Source organism: Aeromonas sobria (genome assembly GCF_000820145.1).
GTDB lineage: Bacteria > Pseudomonadota > Gammaproteobacteria > Enterobacterales > Aeromonadaceae > Aeromonas > Aeromonas sobria.
This window is the reverse complement of the sequence record NZ_CDBW01000017.1, coordinates 73,755-94,086: the sequence shown is the minus strand read 5'-3', so window position 1 is coordinate 94,086 and position 20,332 is coordinate 73,755. Positions and strand designations below refer to the sequence as shown.

Genomic DNA, 20,332 nt, shown 5'->3' with positions numbered 1-20,332 from the left:
AGAGTGAGGCTCGCTCCCCCTCAGCACCAAGCAGGCAGGCCGCCAAGCAAACGAACCGACAGACAAAGCGTTCGAACCGCATGTCGGAGCAATGAGGCTGGGAAGCAAACAACCCGAATTGGAATCAAACAGCATGAACAATAACAAAAGCTTACTGGCCGGCCTGATTGGACTGGCCCTGCTGGCTGGCTGCAGTCAGGCACCGCAAGAATCCCCCAAACACTCCGGGCTGGCGCTGGCCAATATGGACACCCAGGTCAAACCCGGCGATGACTTCTTCCGCTACGTCAATGGCAAGTGGCTCGCCACCGCCAAGATCCCCGACGATCGCCCCGCCGATGGCGCCTTCTACATGCTGCGGGATAAATCCCTCGCCGATGTGCGGGTGCTGGTCGAGGGGCTGGCCAAGCAGGAGGCCGCCACCGGTACGCCGACCCAGCAGATCCGCGATCTCTACGCCAGCTATCTGGATCAGGCAGGCCGTGATGCCAAGGAGCTCACCCCGCTGGCACCGGCGCTGGCCGATATCGACCGGATCGGTGATCAGGCCGCACTGGCCCGCGCCTTTGCCCAATCAGGCCGCATGGGCGGCGGCGCGCCGTTCGGCATCTGGATCGACGCCGATGCCAAGTCCCCCGACCGCTATGGGGTCTACCTCTATCAGGGGGGATTGGGGCTGCCGGATCGGGACTACTACCTCAAGCAGGATCCCGACAGTCAGGCAATGCGCCAGAAGTACCAGCAGCATATCGCCGCCATGCTGAGCCGCCTCGGGGAGTCTGACCCGAGCGGCAAGGCCAAGCGGATTCTGGCCCTCGAAACCCGGCTCGCCACCATCCAGTGGGACAACGTCGCGCTGCGGGATCGGGAGAAGAACTACAACAAGCGCCCCGCCAGCGAACTTGCACGGCTCGCCCCTCATCTCGACTGGCAGGCCTATCTGAACGCGGCGGGCATCGCTGCCCAGCCGGATCTCATCATCGGTCAGCCGGCCTATCTGAGCGCGCTGGATCAGGTGATGGCACAGACCCCCATCGCCGACTGGCAGGCCTACCTCAAGTGGCAACTGCTGACCGACTACGCCCCCTATCTCGACAGCGAGACCGACCGGGCCAACTTCGCCTTCTACGGCACCACCCTGAGCGGCACGCCCAAGCAGCGCGCCAGCTGGGAGCGGGCGCTCGGGGTGCTGAACGATCATCTGGGTGAAGCGGTCGGCCAGCTCTATGTGGCGCGCTACTTCCCGCCAGCGGCCAAGGAGCGGATGGAGCAGCTGGTGGAGAACCTGCGCACCGCCTACGGTCAGAGCATCAAGGAGCTCGACTGGATGTCGCCCGAGACCAAGACCCAGGCCCTCGAGAAGCTGGCCAAGTTCCGCCCCAAGATCGGCTACCCCGACAAGTGGAAGGATTACAGCGCCATCACCATCAAACCGGATGATCTGGTGGGCAACCTGCAACGCTCGCAGGCCTTTGAATACGCAGACAGTCTGGCGCGCCTCGGCAAGCCGGTCGACCGGGACGAGTGGCACATGTCGCCGCAAACGGTGAACGCCTACTACAACCCGAGCAACAACGAGATCGTCTTCCCGGCGGCCATTTTGCAGCCCCCCTTCTTCGACATGACGGCGGATGATGCGGTCAACTACGGCGCCATCGGCGGGGTCATTGGCCACGAGATGGGCCACGGTTTTGATGATCAGGGGGCCAAATCCGACGGTGATGGCATGATGCGCGACTGGTGGACGCCACAGGATCTCAAGGAGTTCCGCTTCCGCACCAGCCGGCTGGTCGCCCAGTACAACCGCTTCGAGCCCATCAACGGCCAGTTCGTCAACGGCCAGTTCACCCTGGGGGAGAACATCGGCGATTTGGGCGGTCTCACCATAGCCCACAAGGCCTACGAGCTGTCGCTCGATGGCAAGGAGGCGCCAGTGCTGGATGGTTTTACCGGCGAACAGCGCTTCTTCCTCGGCTGGGCGCAGGTGTGGAAGGGGATGTATCGCCCCGAGCTGATGCAGATGATGCTGCGCTCCGACCCTCACTCGCCACCCGAGTACCGGGTCAACGGCGTGGTGCCGAACATTCCCGCCTTCTATGAGGCATTCAACATCCAGCCCGGGGAGAAGCTCTATCTGCCGCCCCAGAAGCGGGTGAAGATCTGGTAACAGCATCACGGCGGGCTCCCTAGGAGCCCGCGCTCAACAGACAGCAAGAGGTTGCAAGATGAACAGAGCATTGATGATCGCAGGGCTGCTGGCCCTGCCGCTGGCGGCACAAGCACAAACACAAGCCGAAGAGGGATTTAGCAAACAACTGACCCTCCCCTCCGGTCAGGTGATCCGGGTGGCGCAGGGGGTCGGTGAACCCGCCTCCATCGGCAGCTATGACGTGCGACTCTATTCGGGTCAGAACGCCCAATTTCCACTGGATGAGTTTCAGGATGGCAAGGTGATGGCCCGCAACGGCTTTATCCGGGAGCTGAAGCTGGTCGATTTGAATGGCGACAAACAGCCCGAGCTGGTGGTCATCATCGAGAGCGCTGGCAGCGGCAGCTATCAGGATGCCGATGCCTACACCGTCACTCCGCAAGGGGAGCTGGAGATCTTCAATCAGGTCAAGGAGCTGGAGCCCAAAGAGGATGTGGTCAAGGCGCTCAGGAGCCCGCAGGACTGACCCATCTCCCGGCACAAGCAATATAAAAAGCCCTGATGATCAGGGCTTTGTTGTTTCTGCGGTTGGCGCAAACGGCTCAGAGGCGGGTCGCCCGGATGGAGACCTGCGGCAGCGCCATCTCGTGCTGGGCCGCCACCAGTTGCAGCTCATAGGCCCCCGCCAGCCAGGTCTGGGCCAGCACCGCATCGACGCTGGCGTTGGTACGTTCGAACGCCGCCACCGGGGTGCAACCGGCCAGCAGATTGGCCAGCATGGTGGCGCTCAGCAGATCCCCCACCCCGATGGGATGGCGGGCAAAAGGGTAGAGCGGACGGGAGAGGTGAAAAGCCCCCTCCTCACACACCAGCAGCATCTCGAAGCGATCCATGGCAAATCCGGCCTTGCCCAGATGTTTCACCATCACCAGCTTGACCCCTTGTGCGCGCAGCTGCTGACACGCCTCGATGGCCTCCGGCACATTGCGGATATCGCGACCGGTGAGCTGTTCCAGCTCCAGCAGATTGGGGGCCAGTATATCGGCGCAGGCCAGTGCTCGGTTTTTCAGAAAATCGGCGACGCCGGGTGCCACTATGCACCCCTTGTCGGGGTGACCCATCACGGGGTCACAAAAATAGAGGGCGGCCGGATTGAGCGCCTTGAGTCTGGCCACCGCCGCCAGGATCTCCTCCCCCTGTTCGGCCGAACCGAGGTAGCCGCTCAAGATCGCATCGCACTCGGCCAGCACGCCGATCTCCGCCAGGCCGTTTACCAACTGACGGATATGGCCGCCGGGCATCACCATCCCCTGCCAGCCTTCGCTGTATTGGGTGTGGTTGGAGAACTGCACCGTGTTCATCGGCCACACCTCGATCCCTAGGCGACGCATGGGAAAAACAGCGGCGCTGTTGCCGGCACAGCCAAAGACTACGTGGGATTGAATGGAGAGCACTCGCTTCATGGTTGGCGACTCACGCAATAAGAACAAAAATTCCGGAGGGAAAAACGGGCCTTGCGGCCCGTTGTTGTGACTTTCGATGATTGTCACTTTCGATGGTTGTCACTGTCGATTAACGCAGCACCTTGACGGTGTAGCTGCCATCGGCCTGACGATAGAGGCCGTGGATGTCGGTCTCGAAGCCCGGGTAGTGGGCACCGATCTCGCACAGCATCTCGAGGAACTCGAGCACCGGCAGGGAGTCGGCAGTCACCATCTCGCCCGGCAGCACCAAGGGTACTCCCGGCGGGTACGGCAGTATCATGTTGGCGCTGATGCGGTCAACCATGTCACGCAACGGCACCTCTTCCAGATTGCCCGCCAGCTCCTGCTGCCATGCAGCATGCGGGGTCATCTTCATCTCCGGCAGCACGTCGAACGCCTTGAACATCAGCTCCGGCAGACGATATTTGCAGGTCAGATCGTGGATGCTCTGGGCCAGCGCCTGAATGCGCATCCCTTCGTAGAAGCTCGGGTCTTCACGATAGAGGCTCGGCAAGATGTTCTTGATGGTCAGGTTCAGATCATAACCGCGCTTGAACTCGGTCAGGGCACGCAGCAGTTGCATCGCCTTGGACTGATCGATACCGATGGAGAAGAGGAACAGCATGTTGTAAGGGCCGGTCTTCTCGACCACGATACCGCGCTCGTCCAGGAACTTGGAGACCAGTGAAGCAGGAATGCCCTTCTCCAGCAGCTGGCCATCACGACCCATACCCGGGGTCAGCAGGGTGACCTTGATCGGATCCAGGTACATGTGGTCATCGTCGATGCCGTTGAAGCCGTGCCAGTCATCTTTCGGATCCAGCTTCCAGCACTCGACGGTGTCGATGTTGTCCGGCTGCCATACGTCAAAGAACCAGCCTTCGCTCTGGTCACGCAGACGCTTGATCTCTTTGCGGAAGGAGACGGCGCGATCGATGGAGTCCTTGATCAGACGCTTGCCGGTGTTGCCCCGCATCATGGCAGCGGAGATCTCGGTCGATGCCACTATGCCGTACTGCGGCGAGGTGGAGGTGTGCATCATGAAGGCCTCGTTGAAGGTCTCTTCCTCCACGTCACCCTTGATGTGGATCATCGAGGCCTGGGAGAAGGCTGCCAGCAGCTTGTGGGTGGACTGGGTTTCATAGAACACCTTGCCCGGCATCGCTTCGCCGCTCATGCCGCACTTGCCTTCATAGATCGGGCTGAAGTTGGTGTAAGGCACCCAGGCACTGTCGAAGTGGATGTAAGGGGTATCCAGACTCGCCTTGATGAAGCCGGTGTTGTAGAGCAGGCCATCATAGGTGGAGTTGGTGATCACAGCGTAACGGGGAGCCTGGGCACCCGGTGTAGCAGCAACCTTGGCCGCTATAGTCTCGCGGCTGAATTCGCTCTGCGGGATACCGCCCAGAATGCCGTAGGCGTTGCGGGTCGGACGGAAGTAGATCGGGGTCACGTCATTCATCATCATCAGGTGAGTGAGCGACTTGTGGCAGTTGCGGTCAACCAGCACGGTACTGCCCGCCGGGGCGGAGAACATGCCGACGATCTTGTTGGCGGTGGAGGTGCCGTTGGTGACTATGTAGGAGCGATCGGCGTTGAAGGTACGGGCGATGTACTCTTCGGCTTCCTTGTGCGGACCCGAGTGGTCCAGCAGGGAGCCCAGCTCCGGCATGGAGATGGAGACGTCAGCCTTGAACGCGTTCGGGCCGTAGAAGTCATAGAAGATGCTGCCGGCCGGGCTCATCTGGAAGGCGGTACCGCCCATGTGACCCGGAGTACAGAAGGTGTATTTACCCTCTTCCACGTACTTGAACAGTGCCTTGGTGAACGGCGGCAGGATGGCGTCCTGATACTCCTGAGTAGCCTGACCCATCTTGAGGGCGATGTCGTCAGCCATGCCGAGACGGTACTCGAAGAAGTGCACGTTCAGACGCAGGTCGGTCAGGTGAATATCCAGGGTGGACTGGTCGTTGGCAAAGGCGAAGATCGGCAGCTTCTCGTTGCGATCGTGGATCTCCTTGCACAGACCCAGCGAGTATTTGTCCCAGTCGAAGATGGCGCCGCAAACACGGGGGTTCTTCTCGATCAGTTTCAGCAGATCGGCCACATCGACCGGATAGACGACCTCGAAACCCTTGCGCTCGAGGGAGGCTTGCAGCTGGCGAATGGGTTCTTCTTTAAAGAAAACGCCCAGGTGGTTGAGGATGGCAATGATATTCATCTTGATGCTCCACACGTAGAGGGGCGCTCTCCATCAGGGATGGTGAGTGAAGAGCGCTCGGAAAAGGAAAATGGAATTAGTGGCTGGCTTGCTCTTTGAGCAGGGCGTCGTGCTGACGCAGCCCCTGTTTTTTGGCGTAGAACATCAGGATGATGAGCGACACCACGAAGGTGGCAGTGAGGTTGGAACCCTGGGCGCCCATCAGGGCCACCAGACAGAAGACACAGGCAACGCCGGAGAAGATCATGGTGCCGATACTGCGGGAGGTCATGCCCTCGAAGCGAATGAGGTTAATGCTGGAGTAGAAGTAGGGCAGCATGGTCAGCAGCACCGCATCTGTGGTCAGCACGTTGAAGAGATCTGCAGCGTGAGCGGACTGGGAGGTGAAGGCGGTCAGGCCGATCATCAGGGCAGTCATCTTCAGGGAGCCGAGGATCAGACCCTTCTTGGCGACGCCGTTCTTGTCCAGTTCGCCGTAGATTTTCGGGAAGTTGCCGTCGTTGGCGGCACGCTTGCCCGCCTCGCCCACCAGCATCATCCAGGAGCCCAGCGAGGTGAAGCAGGCCAGCGCGGTGAAGGCAGAGACAAACGGCGCAGACCAGCTACCGAAGATGGCGGAAGAGGCCATGGCAAACGGGGCGCCGGAGGCAGCCACTTCACCGGCCGGGAACATGCCGCTGATCACTTGGGTAGAGAGGATGTAGATAACACCCGCGATACCGGTACCCAGCATGGTGGCGAGCGGTACGGTGCGCTTGGGGTTCTTCACCATGCCGGAGGAGACGGCGGCAGACTCGACACCCACGAAAGACCAGAGGCAGATCAGCACGGCGCTGATGACCGCATGCAGGTCACTGCCGCTGGTAGTGTTCCAGTTCTGGCTGTAGACGCTGGTATCAAAATGGCCCCAACCCATCACCGCAGTACCGACAACTGGCAGCAGGATCAGCACCAGACCCAGAGTACAGAGTCGGCTCACCCAACTACCGCCAAGCAGGTTGACGAAGGTGAAGATCCATACGGCAGCGATGGTGGCTGCGGCGGCAGGGATCGGGCTGTTGAGAATGGGGAAGAACACCGAGAGGTAGGAGACGCCGGTAATGGCGATGGCCAGGTTACCGATCCAGTTGGCGTGGTAATAGAGCACACCGGTCTGGAAACCGAACACCGGAGAGATCTCGCCAGCGTAAGCAATGGGGCCACCCTCTTGCGGGTTCTTGGTAGCAAGGCGGGCGAAGACGAAAGCGAGGCCCATGGCGCCTACCAGACAGATTGCCCAGCTAAAGACAGAGATGGAGCCGATGGTGGCCAGTGCCGAAGGCAGCAGCGCGATGCCACTCCCCATCATGTTGCCGGCCACCACACCTGTACAGGCGATAAGGCCAATCTTCTTGCTCGTATCGAGGGACATAAGATCTCCGGTTCTATAAAAGGTCGGGTCGTCACATACACATTTGGCGGAACGCCCCGCCAACGAATGGGCACAGACTAGGCCTCTCATCCCCGTAAAACATAAAGACCAGCTAACGGATAAAAATATGAGGCAACTTTTTTCATCGCCTCATCGCTTTCTATAAAAACCATTTAAAAACAGTAGCTTGAAATCAAGGCGCGCCGCCACCTTGATAAAACCTTGATATCCGGCCAACCCGTTTTTGCCCCTTGATAACCCCTTTATCTCGCCGCCTTGATATTTTTGGCCAGATAAACCCGGGATAACGAGGCTCCCATTGCGCCCACTCCCCTTGTAGCCATCCGAACGCCCTGCGGGCCATTGCCCTGAGTGGCCGCTCACCTCCTGTTTGACTCTCAGTTCGTCTCATCACAATCCCGACTCAGAGGCAAAGCTCGGTGGCGATACCCTGTAAACAGTGAGCAGTAACGGACATCTTATCCCGCCGCCAACTATGGGATGACGGCACGGGCAGTCGCGTGGCACAAAGCCGGTCAAGCGCGAATGCAGCAAATGCCGCGATAAGGCAAATGGGGATAGTGGTGGAATAGCAGGAGATAAATCGGGCAGCACCAAAACGGCCATCCCAATGGCAGGCAGCAGGATTGATACAGGCAGAAACAACACAGGCCGCCAGAAGGCAGCCTGTGGATGGGGTCGGCAGCCGCGCCGACCGAGGGAAAACCAAAACTGCGATGTTAGAAGAGCTTCACCTTGCTCTGGCCCAGCGCATTGAACAGGGCGGGGGTCAGGGTCTCCATATTGCTGTAGAAACCGAGCTGCTGGCAGAGCAGATAGGTCTGCTCGGTCGCCTCCATCAGAAAGGCCTGACTGTAGGCATCCCCTGCCGCCTCGGGGCGACCGCCCAGCTCCGCCAGCTTGCCCTGCAGTATGTAGTAGAGCACCGAGCGGCCACGACTCGCCGCCTGCTCCAGCAGGTAGTCGGCCTGCAGTTGCTGGCTGTTGAGGATCGCCTGCAGGGTCAAAGCCTCCCACACCCGGGCAGGCAGGGCGCCGCTGTTTTGCACCACGCGGGCGAGATGGGTGCCGATCCCCTGCAATCGCTCACTCTCGGATTTACCCGCCAGAGTCGCCAGCGCCTCGCCCGCCAAATAGCGCTCCGCCAGCAGCAGCGGCTGATCCGGATGGGCAATCAGCGCCTGCTCCAGCAGATCGATGCCCCGCTTGAGGGCCACCGGATCCCGGCTGTTGGTGTAGTAGTGAGCCTCCATCAATGCCATCAGCGAGGCATCGTCGGTCGGCCAGCCCATCCCCGGCTCGGCATCCGGCTGGTCGAGGGCGCGCAGCAGATCCTGACTGCTCGCCTGCAACACCCCGTGCACATTGTGGCGGCTGAGCTGGTATTGATGGCTGAACAGCACCCGGTTGGTGTTGATATTGCGGTACTCGAGATCGAGATAGGTGCCTCGGGGCTGGCGGGTGACCCGCACACTCAGCTCTTTGCCGGGCATGATGCCCCCCATCAGATTGGTAGCGCCGTACTGCACCCGCAGCGGCGTGGCTACTGCCACCTCCCCCATCAGGGCGCGGGTGATGCCATCGGCCAGACGCACGTTCTCGTTGTTGTCATCCATGCCGGAGTGGAAGCGGAACACCAGCAGGTTGGGATCCAGCATGGCGTGCACCTGTGGGCTGGTGTGCTGGTAGCTGAGCATGCTGACAATGGCGATCAGCACGATGGCAACGAAGATATCGAAACTCACCATCTTCCAGCGGCTGCGGGCATCCTTGGCATGGGTGGAGATGGCGCGGGTCAGGGGCCCGGCGGGAAAAGGGGCGACATTGGGCAGGGCATCATCGTCGTTATCAGCCGTGGGCGGGCTCAGATCAGAGAGAGTCGGGTTGTCGGAGAGAGCGGTATTGACCGCGGGCGCGGGCTGCTCGTCCGCCATCACCATAGCAACCACCTGTAGCGGCCGTACCGGCGCCACCAGCTTGTAGCCGCGCTTGGGCACGGTGACGATATAGTCGGTCGCATCGGTGCGACCATCTTTGAGGATCTTGCGCAGCTCGAAGATGGACTGGGTCACCACCTGATCGGTCACCTCTGCGCCGTCCCACACCTCGTTGATCAGGGTATCGCGGCCAAACACGGTACCGGCATTGTGGGCCAGAAACCGCAACAGATTGACCAGTCTGGGTTCGAGGTAGACCTCGCGGTCGGGGCGACACAACATGTTGTCGTCAACGCTCAGGGTCCAGTCGTGGATCTCAAAAACCGATTCGCTCATGATTCACTCGCTGCAGATGGTGACAATGCACGATGAGAGTGACGCAAAACCCGGACTGACTGAACGGAACAGGGCGCTGCCAGCAGGGAAGCGGCAGAAAAGGGAGCCGGAACAGTGAATATCGCTGTGAGTCAGTCTGGCCAGGCCATCCTGTTTACGTCTGAAGGGCATCCTTGCGGGCATTCCGACCATCGGGATCGGAAAGGAGCACTTTAAGCAAAACGAGAGCTGGATCCCACTTTTTTTTGCCGACAAATCACCGATGAGTTGATCCAACAGGGGTTTGGGGCCAGGGATAAGAGAATAGCGGGCCCATATGGGCAACCTCTCCATGGTCCCTCCCGCAGCGATGATGAATTGTTGAACTGGATCCGGCTCTCTTCTTATAATCGCCGCACCGTTCCATAACGAAACACAAGGAGGTAAAACATGGTTATCCAAGCGTGCCCGATCATTTCGGCCCGCCTGTTCGGCACATTTGCCTGCTCTTGCCTGCATACCATCGCGCTGCGATAGCGGGTTCGAGCAAAGCCAACTCCCCTCCATACCGAGACCTTTCTCAACTCTGCCGTTGTCGCCAGCGCTCCTGATGACAGGGATTCCCGATCCCGCGATTTAAGAGAGCAAGAGCATGACAACCCTGATGAGTACCCATTCCCTGCAAATGAGTGCGGGGCACCTTCCGTTATTTGACCACCTCGAACTCGGCATTCGCGCAGGCGACAGGCTAGGCCTGATTGGCGCCAACGGCTGCGGCAAGAGCACCCTGCTGGCGCTGCTGGCGGGCGAGCGCACGCCCCAAGCCGGCCGGATCGTGCAGGCCGCAGCCTGCCGCTGCGAGTTCGTGGCCCAGCAACTGCCCGCCGGGCTCTCTACCCTCAGCACCCGCGCCGTGCTGTTTGACGCGCTGGGCAACGACCCGAGCGCCGAATGGCAGGTGGACAAGCTGCTGGCCGAGCTGCAACTGGAGGCCCAGGCCGCGCTGCCGGTCAGTGCGCTGAGCGGCGGCCAGCACAGCCGACTACAAATAGGCCGTGCCCTGCTGCGCCAACCCAACCTGCTGCTGCTCGATGAGCCCAGCAACCACCTGGATCTGCCCGCCCTGCTCTGGCTCGAGCAGTTTCTGCTGGGCTGGCGCGGCGCCTTCGTGCTGGTCTCCCACGACGGTCGCCTGCTGGACCGGGTCACCGAGCAGACCCTGATCCTGCGGGATGGCGAGCTGCACCGCTTCGCCCTGCCCTGCAGCCAGGCGCGGGCGGCGCTGGCCGCCGAGGATGAGCAGGGCCGCCAGCGCCGGGCTGACGAGCAAAAAGAGATCGACCGCCTGAGCGCCAGCAGCAAACGCCTCGCCATCTGGGGGCGAGAGCATGACAACGAGAAGCTGGTGCGTCAGGCCAAATCCATGGAGAAGCGCATCGCCCGCCTGCAGGAGGAGCAGAGCCAGGTGGCAGCGCTGGTCCCCTGGCGGCTCGAGCTGCGCGGAGTGAGCCTGCCTGCCGACACGCTGCTGCGACTGGAGACCCTCGACGTATCGCCAGCGCCAGCATTGCCGCCGCTGCTGCGCGCCGAAGGGCTCTGGCTGCGGGCGGGAGACAAGGTCGCCCTGCTCGGAGCCAACGGCACAGGCAAGTCCTCCCTGTTGCGCCAGTGCTGGCGCGAACTGGCCGCGCAGAGCCCGCAGGCCGGCTGGTACTGCCACCCCGGCGCCAGCATCGCCTATTACGATCAGTCGCTGCTGCAGCTGGCTGACGACGCTACCCTGAGTGACGCCCTCTACCCGCTGGCTCCTCTGCCGGAGACGACGCGGCGTCAGGCGCTAATCCGGGCGGGCTTCCCCTATGCCCGTCACAGCCAGCAGGTGCGTACCTTGAGCGGGGGCGAGCGGGCACGGCTGCTGTTTCTCGCCCTGTCGCTCGGCAGCCACCACATGCTCTGGCTCGATGAGCCGACCAACCATCTGGATCTGGCAGGCAAGGAGGAGCTAGCCGAGGTGATTGCCGCCTTCCCGGGGGGCGTACTGCTGGTCTCCCACGACCGGGAGCTGATCGAACGCAGCTGCAACCGCTTCTGGCTGATCAGGGACGGGCAGATCCGGGAGGCCCACAGCGCCGAGCGTGCCTATGCCGAACTGCTCGGCGATGCGCCATTGCCAGCCGCAGACAAGGCAAGCAGGGCCCTCCCCGCAACGGCGCAGGCACTGGCCGACCCGATGGATGACGAAGAGGCGCTGCTGGCGCGCTGGTATGAACTCGATGCCCTGCTCGCCGCCGATCTGGCCCGCAAGCCCAGACACCAGACCCCGCGCCTGCAGCAGCAGTGGCAGAGCGAGCTGGCGCACCTGGCCGAGCGGCTCGGCTTTGCCTGATGCCAGCATCATCCATCCCTTATTACTCAACTTACGCGGCCAACCCGGGTTGGCCGCAAGGAATCATCATGACATCAACACAACCCGACATCAGACTGGACCCCGTCACCGATGCCGACTTGCCCCACATCTTCCGCGGCCTCTCCGATCCGCGGGTCGTCGCCTACTACGACATCAGCTACGACAGCCTGACGGCGTGCCAGGCCCAGATGGCGTGGTATGCCGAGCTGACCCGCACCGGCCGTGGCGCCTGGCACCTCATTCGCGACCGGCGCTCGGGCGAGCCGCTGGGGGCCATCGGTTATAACGATGCCGACCCGACTCACCGGCGGGCCGAGCTGGGCTACTGGCTCTATCCCGAGCATTGGGGCAAGGGGGTGATGAGCGTGGCGCTGCAACTGTGGCTGCCGCTCACTTACCGCACTACCGACCTGCACCGGCTGCTGGCAGTGGTGGAGGAGCCCAACCTCTCCTCCGCCCGTCTGCTGGAGCGGGCCGGTTTTCACTACGAGGGCACCGCGCGGGAGTGCGAACGCAAGGGGGATGGCTTCATCTCCCTGCGCCACTACGCTATCTTGCGCAGCGACCTGCCCGCCAGCATCTGACCTGCAACAAAAAGCCCCGCACTGCGGGGCTTTTTCGGGGGCTACTTGATGGCGCAAATATCGTCAGAGGTCAGCAGCCGGCGTCTGCGCCGCCACAGGGAGAAGCAGCCGTAACCAAGGCTGAGCACCACCGCATAGAGCACCTGAGTGGCGAGCGCCACCAGCACCAGAGCGCAGAGCAACACACTCACCCCCGCCAGCCCCTTGCTCACCCCGCCGAGCAGGCGCCAGCCCGCCGCCATGCAAAGCAGGTAGACCAGCACGAAGTTGCCGTTGGCGTAGCGGATCAGCTCATCAAGGGGCAGTCGCAGCCAGATGATGAGAGTGATGCAGAGCAGGCAGATGGCGAGCACCAGAGTGAGCGCCCTCAGCGGTGCGCCGCGCGCGGTGAGCTGCGCCAGCGAGGGGGGCAGCTTGCCTTCTCGCGCCATGCTCCAGATCAGCCGCGCAAAGCCCTGAATATAGATGTTGATGCTGGCAAAACAGGAGAGGTAACCGAGCACCGCCACCAGCCACTTGGCGGTGGGGCCAAACAGCAGCGCCAGCAGGGAGGGGATGGCGGTGGCGTTTTTCGCCTCATCGCCGTAGAGCCCATATTTGAGCACCACCAGCGAGTGCACCCAGTAGATAAGCCCCGCCAGCAGCACCCCGCCAAGCAGGGCGATGGGGTAGTCCCGCTCCGGCCGCTTGAACTCCTCCCCCATATGGGCGAAGGCCTCGAGCCCGACAAAACACCAGAACATCACCGCCAGCGCGGTGGCCATGGCAGGCCACTCATCCGCGCTCGGCAACGGCCGGGCTGCGTCGCGCCAGCTCACCTCCCCCTTGAACCAGATCAGCAGGGTGAGCCCAAGAATGGCGAGCGCAATCAACAGTTGCAGGTTGCCGGAGGATCGCGCCCCGCGCAGCCCCAGCAGAAATACCCCGAGCAGGGTGAGCAACTGGATGCCCCACAGGGCCCACTCCCCCATCTCGAACAGGGCGTGCCAGAAACCGGCAGCAATCATCAACGCCGCAGGCAGGCCCACTGGCAGCACAGCCAGAAAGAGGAAGGCGGAGAAGCGCTCGGCGCCGTTGCCAAAAGCGAGGCCAATCAGGTGCGGCGCACCGCCCGCATGAGGATAACGGCGGCCGAGGCGGGCGAAGGTAAAGGCGATGGGCAGCACCAGCGCAATCAGCAGCAACCAGGCCCAGAGCGAGGCCCCGCCCGCCAGCGAGGCGGCGGTCGCCGGTACCACGAAGATCCCGGTACCCAGCAGCGAGGTGGCGAGCAGCCCCATCCCCTGCCAGAGCCCGAGATCCTTTTTCAACGCAGACATATTCCTTTGTCCCGATTCATAAACAGATGTCGGGCCATGTTAGGCCTCCCCCGCTCCTTTGTTAAGCGCCTGAGCAGGGAATATGCAGCCCTTTATTCAGCGTCAGGTTCGGCTTGCAGGGACTCGGCCAGAAAATCCCCCAGCAGGGTGATCTTGAGCACCTGCCGGCGCGCCGCCGGATAGATAAAGTAGAGGGTATTGGCAGGGGGCTGATAGTGGCCAAGCAGCGGGAGCAGACGCCCCGCGGCGATATGGCCTTGCACCTGTTCGGCGGGCTGCAAGGTGATGCCAGCGCCAGCCAGCGCCGCCGTCAACAAGGCTGGCCAGTGGTTGATGCGCAGGCGCGAGGCCACCCGCACCTCTTCGCTCTGACCATCCTCGCCGACAAACTGCCAGCGTTCGTGCTCGCCCCAGTTGCCGTGCAGGCACTGGTGGCGAGCAAGATCGGCTGGCTGGTGCGGCACGCCGTGGCGATTGAGGTAGCCGGGCGCGGCGCAGAGGCGGTAGTGCTGGGTCAACAACGGACGGGCAATGAGCGCCTCATCCTGCGGGCGCAGGGTGCGGATGGCGGCATCGAACCCCTCCTCCACCAGATCGACCCAGCGAGGAGTGAGCTGCAGATCCAGATCCAGCTTGGGGTAACGTTCAAGGAAGGCGGGCAACAGCGGCACCAGCCGGTGGTGACCAAAGCTGAGGGGGGCGGCGATACGCAGCCGCCCCGCTGGCTCGGCCAGCAGGTTCTGAGTGAGCGATTCGGTCAGCGCCAACTCCTCCAGCACCCGCTGGCAGCGGGCCAAAAAGAGCTGACCCAGCTCGGTGAGGGTCTGCTGGCGGGTGGTCTTGTGAAACAGCTTACCCCCCAGCCACTGCTCCAGCCCCAGCATATGTTTGCCCACCATCTGGGCGCTGATCCCCTGCTCACTTGCCACTGCGCTATATGAACCCAGCTCCACCACCCGGGTGAAGATGCGCATGCTGGTCAATCGATCCAAAACCCCTCCTTTGCCCGCTTTTCAGGGCAATGCGACCCACTGTCGGGCCCCTGATTCACAACTACCAGTTTAGTAAGAAATGGATTTTAGCCAATTTATCCATCCTTTAGTTACCAATAGAGTGATGCAGTACCTCTCCCCACAGGATAAATCCCCATGAAAAGTACCTATCTGGCCGCACTACTGGTCGGTCTGCTTGCCACCGGCACCAGCCAGGCTGCCGAGAGCCGCTTTATCAATACACAACAGAATGCCCCCGTCGCCGCTACCCTAACCGCAACCCAGGCCCAGCCCGATATCTTTCGGGTCAGCCTGCTCGGCACCGGTACTCCGGTGCCCCAGATCAGTCGCGGCGGTTACAGCACCCTGGTCGAGGCGGGCAACCAGAAGCTGGTGTTCGATTTTGGCCGCAACTCCACCACTCGCCTGTGGCAGCTGCATATCCCCATCGGCCGGGTCAACGCCTTCTTCCTCACCCACTTTCACTCCGACCACACCAACGGGCTGGCGGATCTCTGGCTGACCGGCTGGCTGCAACCAGCCTATGGCCAGCGCCACGCGCCGATGGCACTTTACGGCCCCAAGGGCACCACCGCCCTTGCCCGTGGCTTGCAGCAGGCCTACGCCACCGACATCGCCACCCGGGTTAAGGATGAGGGAACGCCGCTGGACGGGGTGGAGATCAACAGCCACGAGGTCACCGCCGGGGTGGTCTACGACAAGGATGGGGTCAAGGTGACCGCCTTTGACAACGACCACGGGGTCAACATCAAGCCCTCGTTCGGTTATCGCATCGACTACCACGGCCACAGCGTGGTGCTCTCCGGCGATACCCGCTACAGCCCGGAGGTGGTGAAGCAGGCCAAAGGGGCCGATCTGCTGGTGCATTGCGTCTCCATGACCTCCGCCGCCCGGATGAAGGCCAACCCGGGCTACAAGGCGATCGCCGGTCACCTCGCCTCCCCCGAGCAGGCGGCAAGAGTGATGAACGAAGCCAAACCGGCGCTGACGGTGTTCAGCCATATCGGCCTCAACGGCCAGATCTCGGTGAAAGATTTGGCGCAGGATCTGCGTGCCCGCTACACGGGGCTGTTCGTCATCGGCAACGACCTGATGCAAATTGATCTGCCCACCACGGCCTCCGGCAAGGGCTATGCCCTCTGGCAGTCGGAGAACATCGACAACGCCCAGCCCTGAATCCCGGCCATAAAAAAAGCCGCCTCTTGCGAGGCGGCTTCTTCATTCAACTTGGTAACCGGAGTTATCAGGCAATCAGCTTGTAGATGATACCGGACATGGCGATCAGGCCAATCAGGGTCACGAAGCCGTTGCTGATGTTGCCAGCGTATTTGCGCATGGCCGGAACCTTGGTGATGGCGTACATCGGCATCAGGAACAGCAGCATTGCGATAATCGGGCCGCCCAGGTCTTCAATCATGCCGAGGATGCTCGGGTTGATGGTGGCGATAGCCCAGGTGGTCAGAATCATGAACACCGCAGTCACTTTGTTCAGCTGCTTGATGTCAACGTTCTTGCCCTTCTCGCGCAGCGCCTTGGCCATCAGGCCGTTCATGCCTTCTTGCGCACCCAGGTAGTGACCCAGGAAGGATTTGCTGATGGCAACCATGGCAATCAACGGAGCCACAGTGGCGATAACCGGGTTGTCGAAGTGGTTGGCCAGGTAGGACAGGATGGAGATGTTCTGTTCTTTGGCAGCAGCCAGGTCAGCCGGGGAGAGGCTCAGTACGCAGCTGAATACGAAGAACATAACGGTCATTACCATCATGACGTGAGCGCCCAGCAGGATGTTGCTGCACTTCTTCTCGGCACCTTCACCGTAACGACCTTTGTTGTCCACCGCGAAGGAGGAGATGATCGGGGAGTGGTTGAAGGAGAACACCATTACCGGGATAGCCAGCCACAGGGTCTTGAGGAAGTCACCGTTGAAGGCGTCAGCCAGCGCTGGAGCTTCAGTGATGATGGTACCGTTCCAGTGCGGGATCAGGTAGAACGCCAGGCCCATCAGGGTGATCACGAACGGGAATACCAGCACGCTCATCGCTTTAACGATAACCTGGCCGCCCAGACGAACAACCGCCATCAGACCGAGGATCAGCGCCAGTGACAGGACGGCACGGGGAGGTGCAGACATGCCCAGCTGGTGAACAATCACGCTCTCGACGGTGTTGGTGATAGCAACTGAATACATCAGTACGATCGGGTAGATGGCAAAGAAGTAGAGCAGGGTGATGAATTTGCCTGCGGTCTTGCCGAAGTGCTCTTCTACTACTTCAGTGATGTCGCCATCACGGGTAGAGCCGGACAGCACGAAGCGGGCCAGACCACGGTGAGCGAAGAAAGTCAGCGGCAGGGCCAGGATCAACATGGCAACCAGCGGCCACAGACCACCTACACCGGCGTTGATTGGCAGGAAGAGCACACCGGCACCGATCGCGGTACCGTACAGACCCAGCATCCAGACCACATCGGCCTTGTTGATGCCGCGGGAAGCGTTGCTGGCTAAACGACCATCAGCTGCAATATTCATGTCAGACATACGTTGTTCCTGTCATCTAGGAAAAATGGGATTCTTGTTTGTTCGGGCTCTCGGCCCGGTTCCATCTCCCTGGAACGCCTGCTGTTCATCCCTCTCATTAACCTCTCGCACCCCGGCAACCTGGCCATCACTCCTTGTGACAACAAGACCGCAACAAACAACAGTGCGAAATTTTGACCCTGAGGGTCAGCGCCCGTCTCGCTTAACAACTGCTTAACGTGCACCACTCTTGATGGGTTGACTCTAATTAAATACCCCTATTAATCACAGCGTTTTTTTGAATTAATCAACCAAAGTTTGATTCGTGTCGCCTTTCGGACGACCAAGATCACATTGCGAATGCCTTGTTGTGAGTTTTTTTTAACAATTCAACTTAGTTTCACTGGAATCAATGGCCTGCGGACAGCTACATTTTTGCAACAACCCACTCATTGCGCGCGGATTGTGTGCAGCACAGCCTTGGCGTACCCTTGTGGCTCACGCCTTTTTGTTGATTGATGATGACCATTACCCGTACCGATCTCGCCGAACTGGCGGTATTCGCCGCCGTCGCCCGCCACCGCAGCTTCAGCAAGGCCGCCCTCGAACTCGGGGTCTCAGCCTCCGCCATTAGCCACAGCCTGAAGGGACTGGAAGCCAGATTAGGTGTCCGTCTACTCAACCGCAGCACCCGCGCCGTGGTGCCGACCGACGCGGGCCAGCGGCTGCTCAAGCAGTTGTTGCCAACCCTTAACACTCTGGAAGAGGCGCTCAGCGAGCTGGCTCGCAACAGCGACGAGCCGGTGGGCCGGATCAAGCTCTGCGCCCCGCGTGGCGCCATCGACAGCCTGCTGGCACCGGTGCTTATCGACTATCTGCGCCGTTATCCCAGAATGCAGGTGGAGGTGGTGGAGCAGGAGCTGATGCCCCGGCTGATTGAAGATGGGTATGATGCGGCGCTCTTTTATGGCGATCTGCTGCCCAAAGAGATGATAGGTATCCCCCTCGGCTCGCCCCAGCGCTATCTGGTGGTGGGCTCCCCCGCCTATCTGGCGGAACATGGCGCACCGCAGCACCCGAGCGAGCTGAGTCGCCACGCCTGCATCGGCTATCGCCTCACCCCGCACCATCACTATCGCTGGGCCTTTGCCGCCGATGGCAACATGCTGGAGATCGAGGTGACCGGACCACTCACCACCAGCACCCCGGCCCTCTATCTGGGTGCCGCCGAGGCGGGGCTTGGGCTGGCCTACTGTCTGGAAGAGGAGGTGAGCCAAAAAGTGGCAGAGGGGAAACTGCTCACCGTGCTGGAGCCCTGGTGCCCCATCTTTGCCGGTTTCTCCCTCTTCTATCCCAGTCGGCACCAGCTGGGCAGCGGCCTGCGCATCCTGATCGACATGCTCAAGGCCCACTACCCACCTCGAATTAATGAGAAATACTCAGCAATCCATCAAGTGAAACCCTGATTATCACCAAATCAGTATTAATCTACACTGTCTGTTCGATAATCGAGCTCCCCAAGAGAACAGATATGTCTGCCTATTTAACACTGCGGCAACGGGCCATGACCCGTCGCTTCTGGGCTTACGCCCTCCCCTCCATTCTTGCCATGCTGGTCTCGGGGGCCTACTACCTCATCGACGGCATCTTCGTCGGCCACTACGTTGGCGCCGCTGGCCTCGCCGGGATCAACCTGGTCTATCCGGTCATCATGGTGCTAATCGGTCTGGCCGCCATGGTCAGCATGGGGGCGGCTACCGCCATCTCCTTCCAGCAAGGGGCGAAAAACGACAAGCTGGCCCGTCAGGCGCTGGTCAATGCCCTCTGGCTGCTGGCAGGACTCGGGGTGCTTGCGCCCGCGCTGCTCTATTACACCCACACCGATATCTTGCTGGGACTGGGGATCGAGCAGGGCACCGACACCTGGAAGCAGGCGAGCGACTACCTCACCTGGATTGGCGGCGGTACCCTGCTGCTGGCCAGCAATCTGGCGGTGCCCTATCTGCTGCGCAACGATGGCCGTCCGAAACTGGCGATGGTGCTGGTGAGCAGCGGCGCCGTGCTCAACATCATCCTCAACTACATCATGGTGGGTCGGCTGGGACTGGGACTGATCGGTACCGCCCAGGCCACCCTGATGGCAGAAGGTATCGTTAGCCTGATCGGCCTTGGCTACTTCTTTACCCCCTGGGCACGGCTGCAACTCGCATGGCGGGATCTGGTGCCCAACCTCCCGGCCATGCCGAACCTGCTCTTTACCGGGCTGCCAAGCCTGATCGCCCAGTTCAACCTCGGCCTGTTGCTGATGCTGCACAACAGCCAGCTGATGGTGTACGGCAATGTGAAGGATCTGGCGGGCTTTACCGTGGCCGGTTACACCGAAGCTGTCTTTATCGTCATCCTGCAAGGGCTGGCCTTCGGCATTCAGCCGCTGATCAGCAAGGCGGCAGGGGCCAAACGCCACCGCGACCTCAAATTCCTGATGGAGATGGGGCTCAAGATCACCTTTATCTACGGCATGCTGGTGTGGCTCACCATCCAGCTGTTGCCAAGACAGGTCGCCATGCTCTATACCGGCAATAACGATCCCGAACTGCTGGCCGCCGCCATCAGCAGCCTGACCCTTAACCTCGGCGCCATTCCGCTGGAGGGGATCATCGTATTTGGCATAGTGCTGCTGCAATCCATGGCCCGTACCCGGCAAGCGCTGGTCATCTCCCTCGCTAAAACCCTGCTGCTGCTGCCGCTTATTTTCCTGCTGCCGCAACTGTGGGGCCGCGATGGGGTGCTGATGGCCCAGCCCGCCACCGTGCTGCTGCTGACCCTGCCGCTCTGCTGGCTGCTGTGGCGCGAGTGGCTGCGCCTGAAAGTGGCCTGCGCGCCAAAAGCCAAGCACCACCCGCAACCGGCCCGCGCGCGCGCCGCCGTCCAACTGGCCCGTTAAGGCTGCCAATCC

The 20,332-nt window shown here is 61.3% G+C and carries 14 protein-coding genes; 7 read left to right on the top strand and 7 right to left on the bottom strand.

Annotated elements, in window-relative coordinates:
- Positions 1 to 133: 133 nt before the first annotated feature.
- Together BN1135_RS09075 and BN1135_RS09070 are read left to right on the top strand one after the other, a co-directional pair.
- On the top strand, positions 134 to 2,167 hold the full coding sequence (locus BN1135_RS09075) for a M13 family metallopeptidase (protein ID WP_042020477.1): 2,034 nt from the start codon (positions 134 to 136) through the stop codon (positions 2,165 to 2,167).
- Between the two features lie 58 nt (positions 2,168 to 2,225).
- Entirely contained in the window at positions 2,226 to 2,675 is a 450-nt protein-coding gene (locus BN1135_RS09070; RefSeq protein WP_042020476.1) for a PliI family lysozyme inhibitor of I-type lysozyme, read from the top strand.
- A gap of 76 nt (positions 2,676 to 2,751) precedes the next feature.
- Here the strand turns inward: BN1135_RS09070 and pdxY are convergent, their stop codons facing one another.
- The 4 genes from pdxY to cadC form a co-directional block, all read right to left on the bottom strand.
- On the bottom strand, positions 2,752 to 3,612 hold the full coding sequence (gene pdxY / locus BN1135_RS09065; RefSeq protein ID WP_042020475.1) for a pyridoxal kinase PdxY: 861 nt from the start codon (positions 3,610 to 3,612) through the stop codon (positions 2,752 to 2,754).
- A 109-nt stretch (positions 3,613 to 3,721) separates the two neighbouring features.
- On the bottom strand, positions 3,722 to 5,854 hold the full coding sequence (locus tag BN1135_RS09060) for a lysine decarboxylase CadA (protein ID WP_042020474.1): 2,133 nt from the start codon (positions 5,852 to 5,854) through the stop codon (positions 3,722 to 3,724).
- A 76-nt stretch (positions 5,855 to 5,930) separates the two neighbouring features.
- Positions 5,931 to 7,265, bottom strand: coding sequence for a cadaverine/lysine antiporter (cadB, locus tag BN1135_RS09055; protein WP_042020473.1), 1,335 nt, complete (start codon positions 7,263 to 7,265; stop codon positions 5,931 to 5,933).
- Between the two features lie 740 nt (positions 7,266 to 8,005).
- A complete protein-coding gene (gene cadC, locus BN1135_RS09050; protein ID WP_042020472.1) occupies positions 8,006 to 9,559 on the bottom strand; it encodes a lysine decarboxylation/transport transcriptional activator CadC in 1,554 nt (517 codons plus the stop codon).
- 631 nt (positions 9,560 to 10,190) lie between these two features.
- Here cadC and BN1135_RS09045 point away from each other — a divergent pair.
- Together BN1135_RS09045 and BN1135_RS09040 are read left to right on the top strand one after the other, a co-directional pair.
- Positions 10,191 to 11,924: an ABC-F family ATP-binding cassette domain-containing protein gene (locus BN1135_RS09045; RefSeq protein WP_042020471.1), complete on the top strand. Its 1,734-nt coding sequence runs from the start codon at positions 10,191 to 10,193 to the stop codon at positions 11,922 to 11,924.
- A gap of 68 nt (positions 11,925 to 11,992) precedes the next feature.
- On the top strand, positions 11,993 to 12,529 hold the full coding sequence (locus BN1135_RS09040; RefSeq protein WP_042020470.1) for a GNAT family N-acetyltransferase: 537 nt from the start codon (positions 11,993 to 11,995) through the stop codon (positions 12,527 to 12,529).
- A gap of 41 nt (positions 12,530 to 12,570) precedes the next feature.
- Here BN1135_RS09040 and yjeH read toward each other — a convergent pair whose 3' ends face one another.
- Both yjeH and BN1135_RS09030 read right to left on the bottom strand, forming a co-directional pair.
- Complete coding sequence (gene yjeH / locus BN1135_RS09035; RefSeq protein WP_042020469.1) at positions 12,571 to 13,848, bottom strand: L-methionine/branched-chain amino acid transporter; 1,278 nt, start codon at positions 13,846 to 13,848, stop codon at positions 12,571 to 12,573.
- Positions 13,849 to 13,940: 92 nt separating this feature from the next.
- The gene (locus BN1135_RS09030; RefSeq protein WP_042020468.1) at positions 13,941 to 14,840 is read right to left on the bottom strand and encodes a LysR family transcriptional regulator; all 900 of its coding nucleotides are present in this window, start codon (positions 14,838 to 14,840) and stop codon (positions 13,941 to 13,943) included.
- Between the two features lie 156 nt (positions 14,841 to 14,996).
- Here BN1135_RS09030 and BN1135_RS09025 point away from each other — a divergent pair, with 156 nt between their 5' ends.
- Positions 14,997 to 16,037 (top strand): MBL fold metallo-hydrolase, encoded by a 1,041-nt coding sequence (locus BN1135_RS09025; protein WP_042020467.1) that lies wholly within the window; start codon positions 14,997 to 14,999, stop codon positions 16,035 to 16,037.
- A 67-nt stretch (positions 16,038 to 16,104) separates the two neighbouring features.
- Here BN1135_RS09025 and BN1135_RS09020 read toward each other — a convergent pair whose 3' ends face one another.
- Positions 16,105 to 17,397 (bottom strand): HAAAP family serine/threonine permease, encoded by a 1,293-nt coding sequence (locus tag BN1135_RS09020; protein ID WP_042020466.1) that lies wholly within the window; start codon positions 17,395 to 17,397, stop codon positions 16,105 to 16,107.
- Between the two features lie 500 nt (positions 17,398 to 17,897).
- On the opposite strand from BN1135_RS09020, the gene BN1135_RS09015 reads away from it, so the two are divergent.
- Together BN1135_RS09015 and BN1135_RS09010 are read left to right on the top strand one after the other, a co-directional pair.
- A complete protein-coding gene (locus BN1135_RS09015) occupies positions 17,898 to 18,842 on the top strand; it encodes a LysR family transcriptional regulator (protein WP_042020465.1) in 945 nt (314 codons plus the stop codon).
- Between the two features lie 65 nt (positions 18,843 to 18,907).
- Positions 18,908 to 20,320 (top strand): MATE family efflux transporter, encoded by a 1,413-nt coding sequence (locus BN1135_RS09010; protein ID WP_042020464.1) that lies wholly within the window; start codon positions 18,908 to 18,910, stop codon positions 20,318 to 20,320.
- Positions 20,321 to 20,332 lie beyond the last annotated feature (12 nt).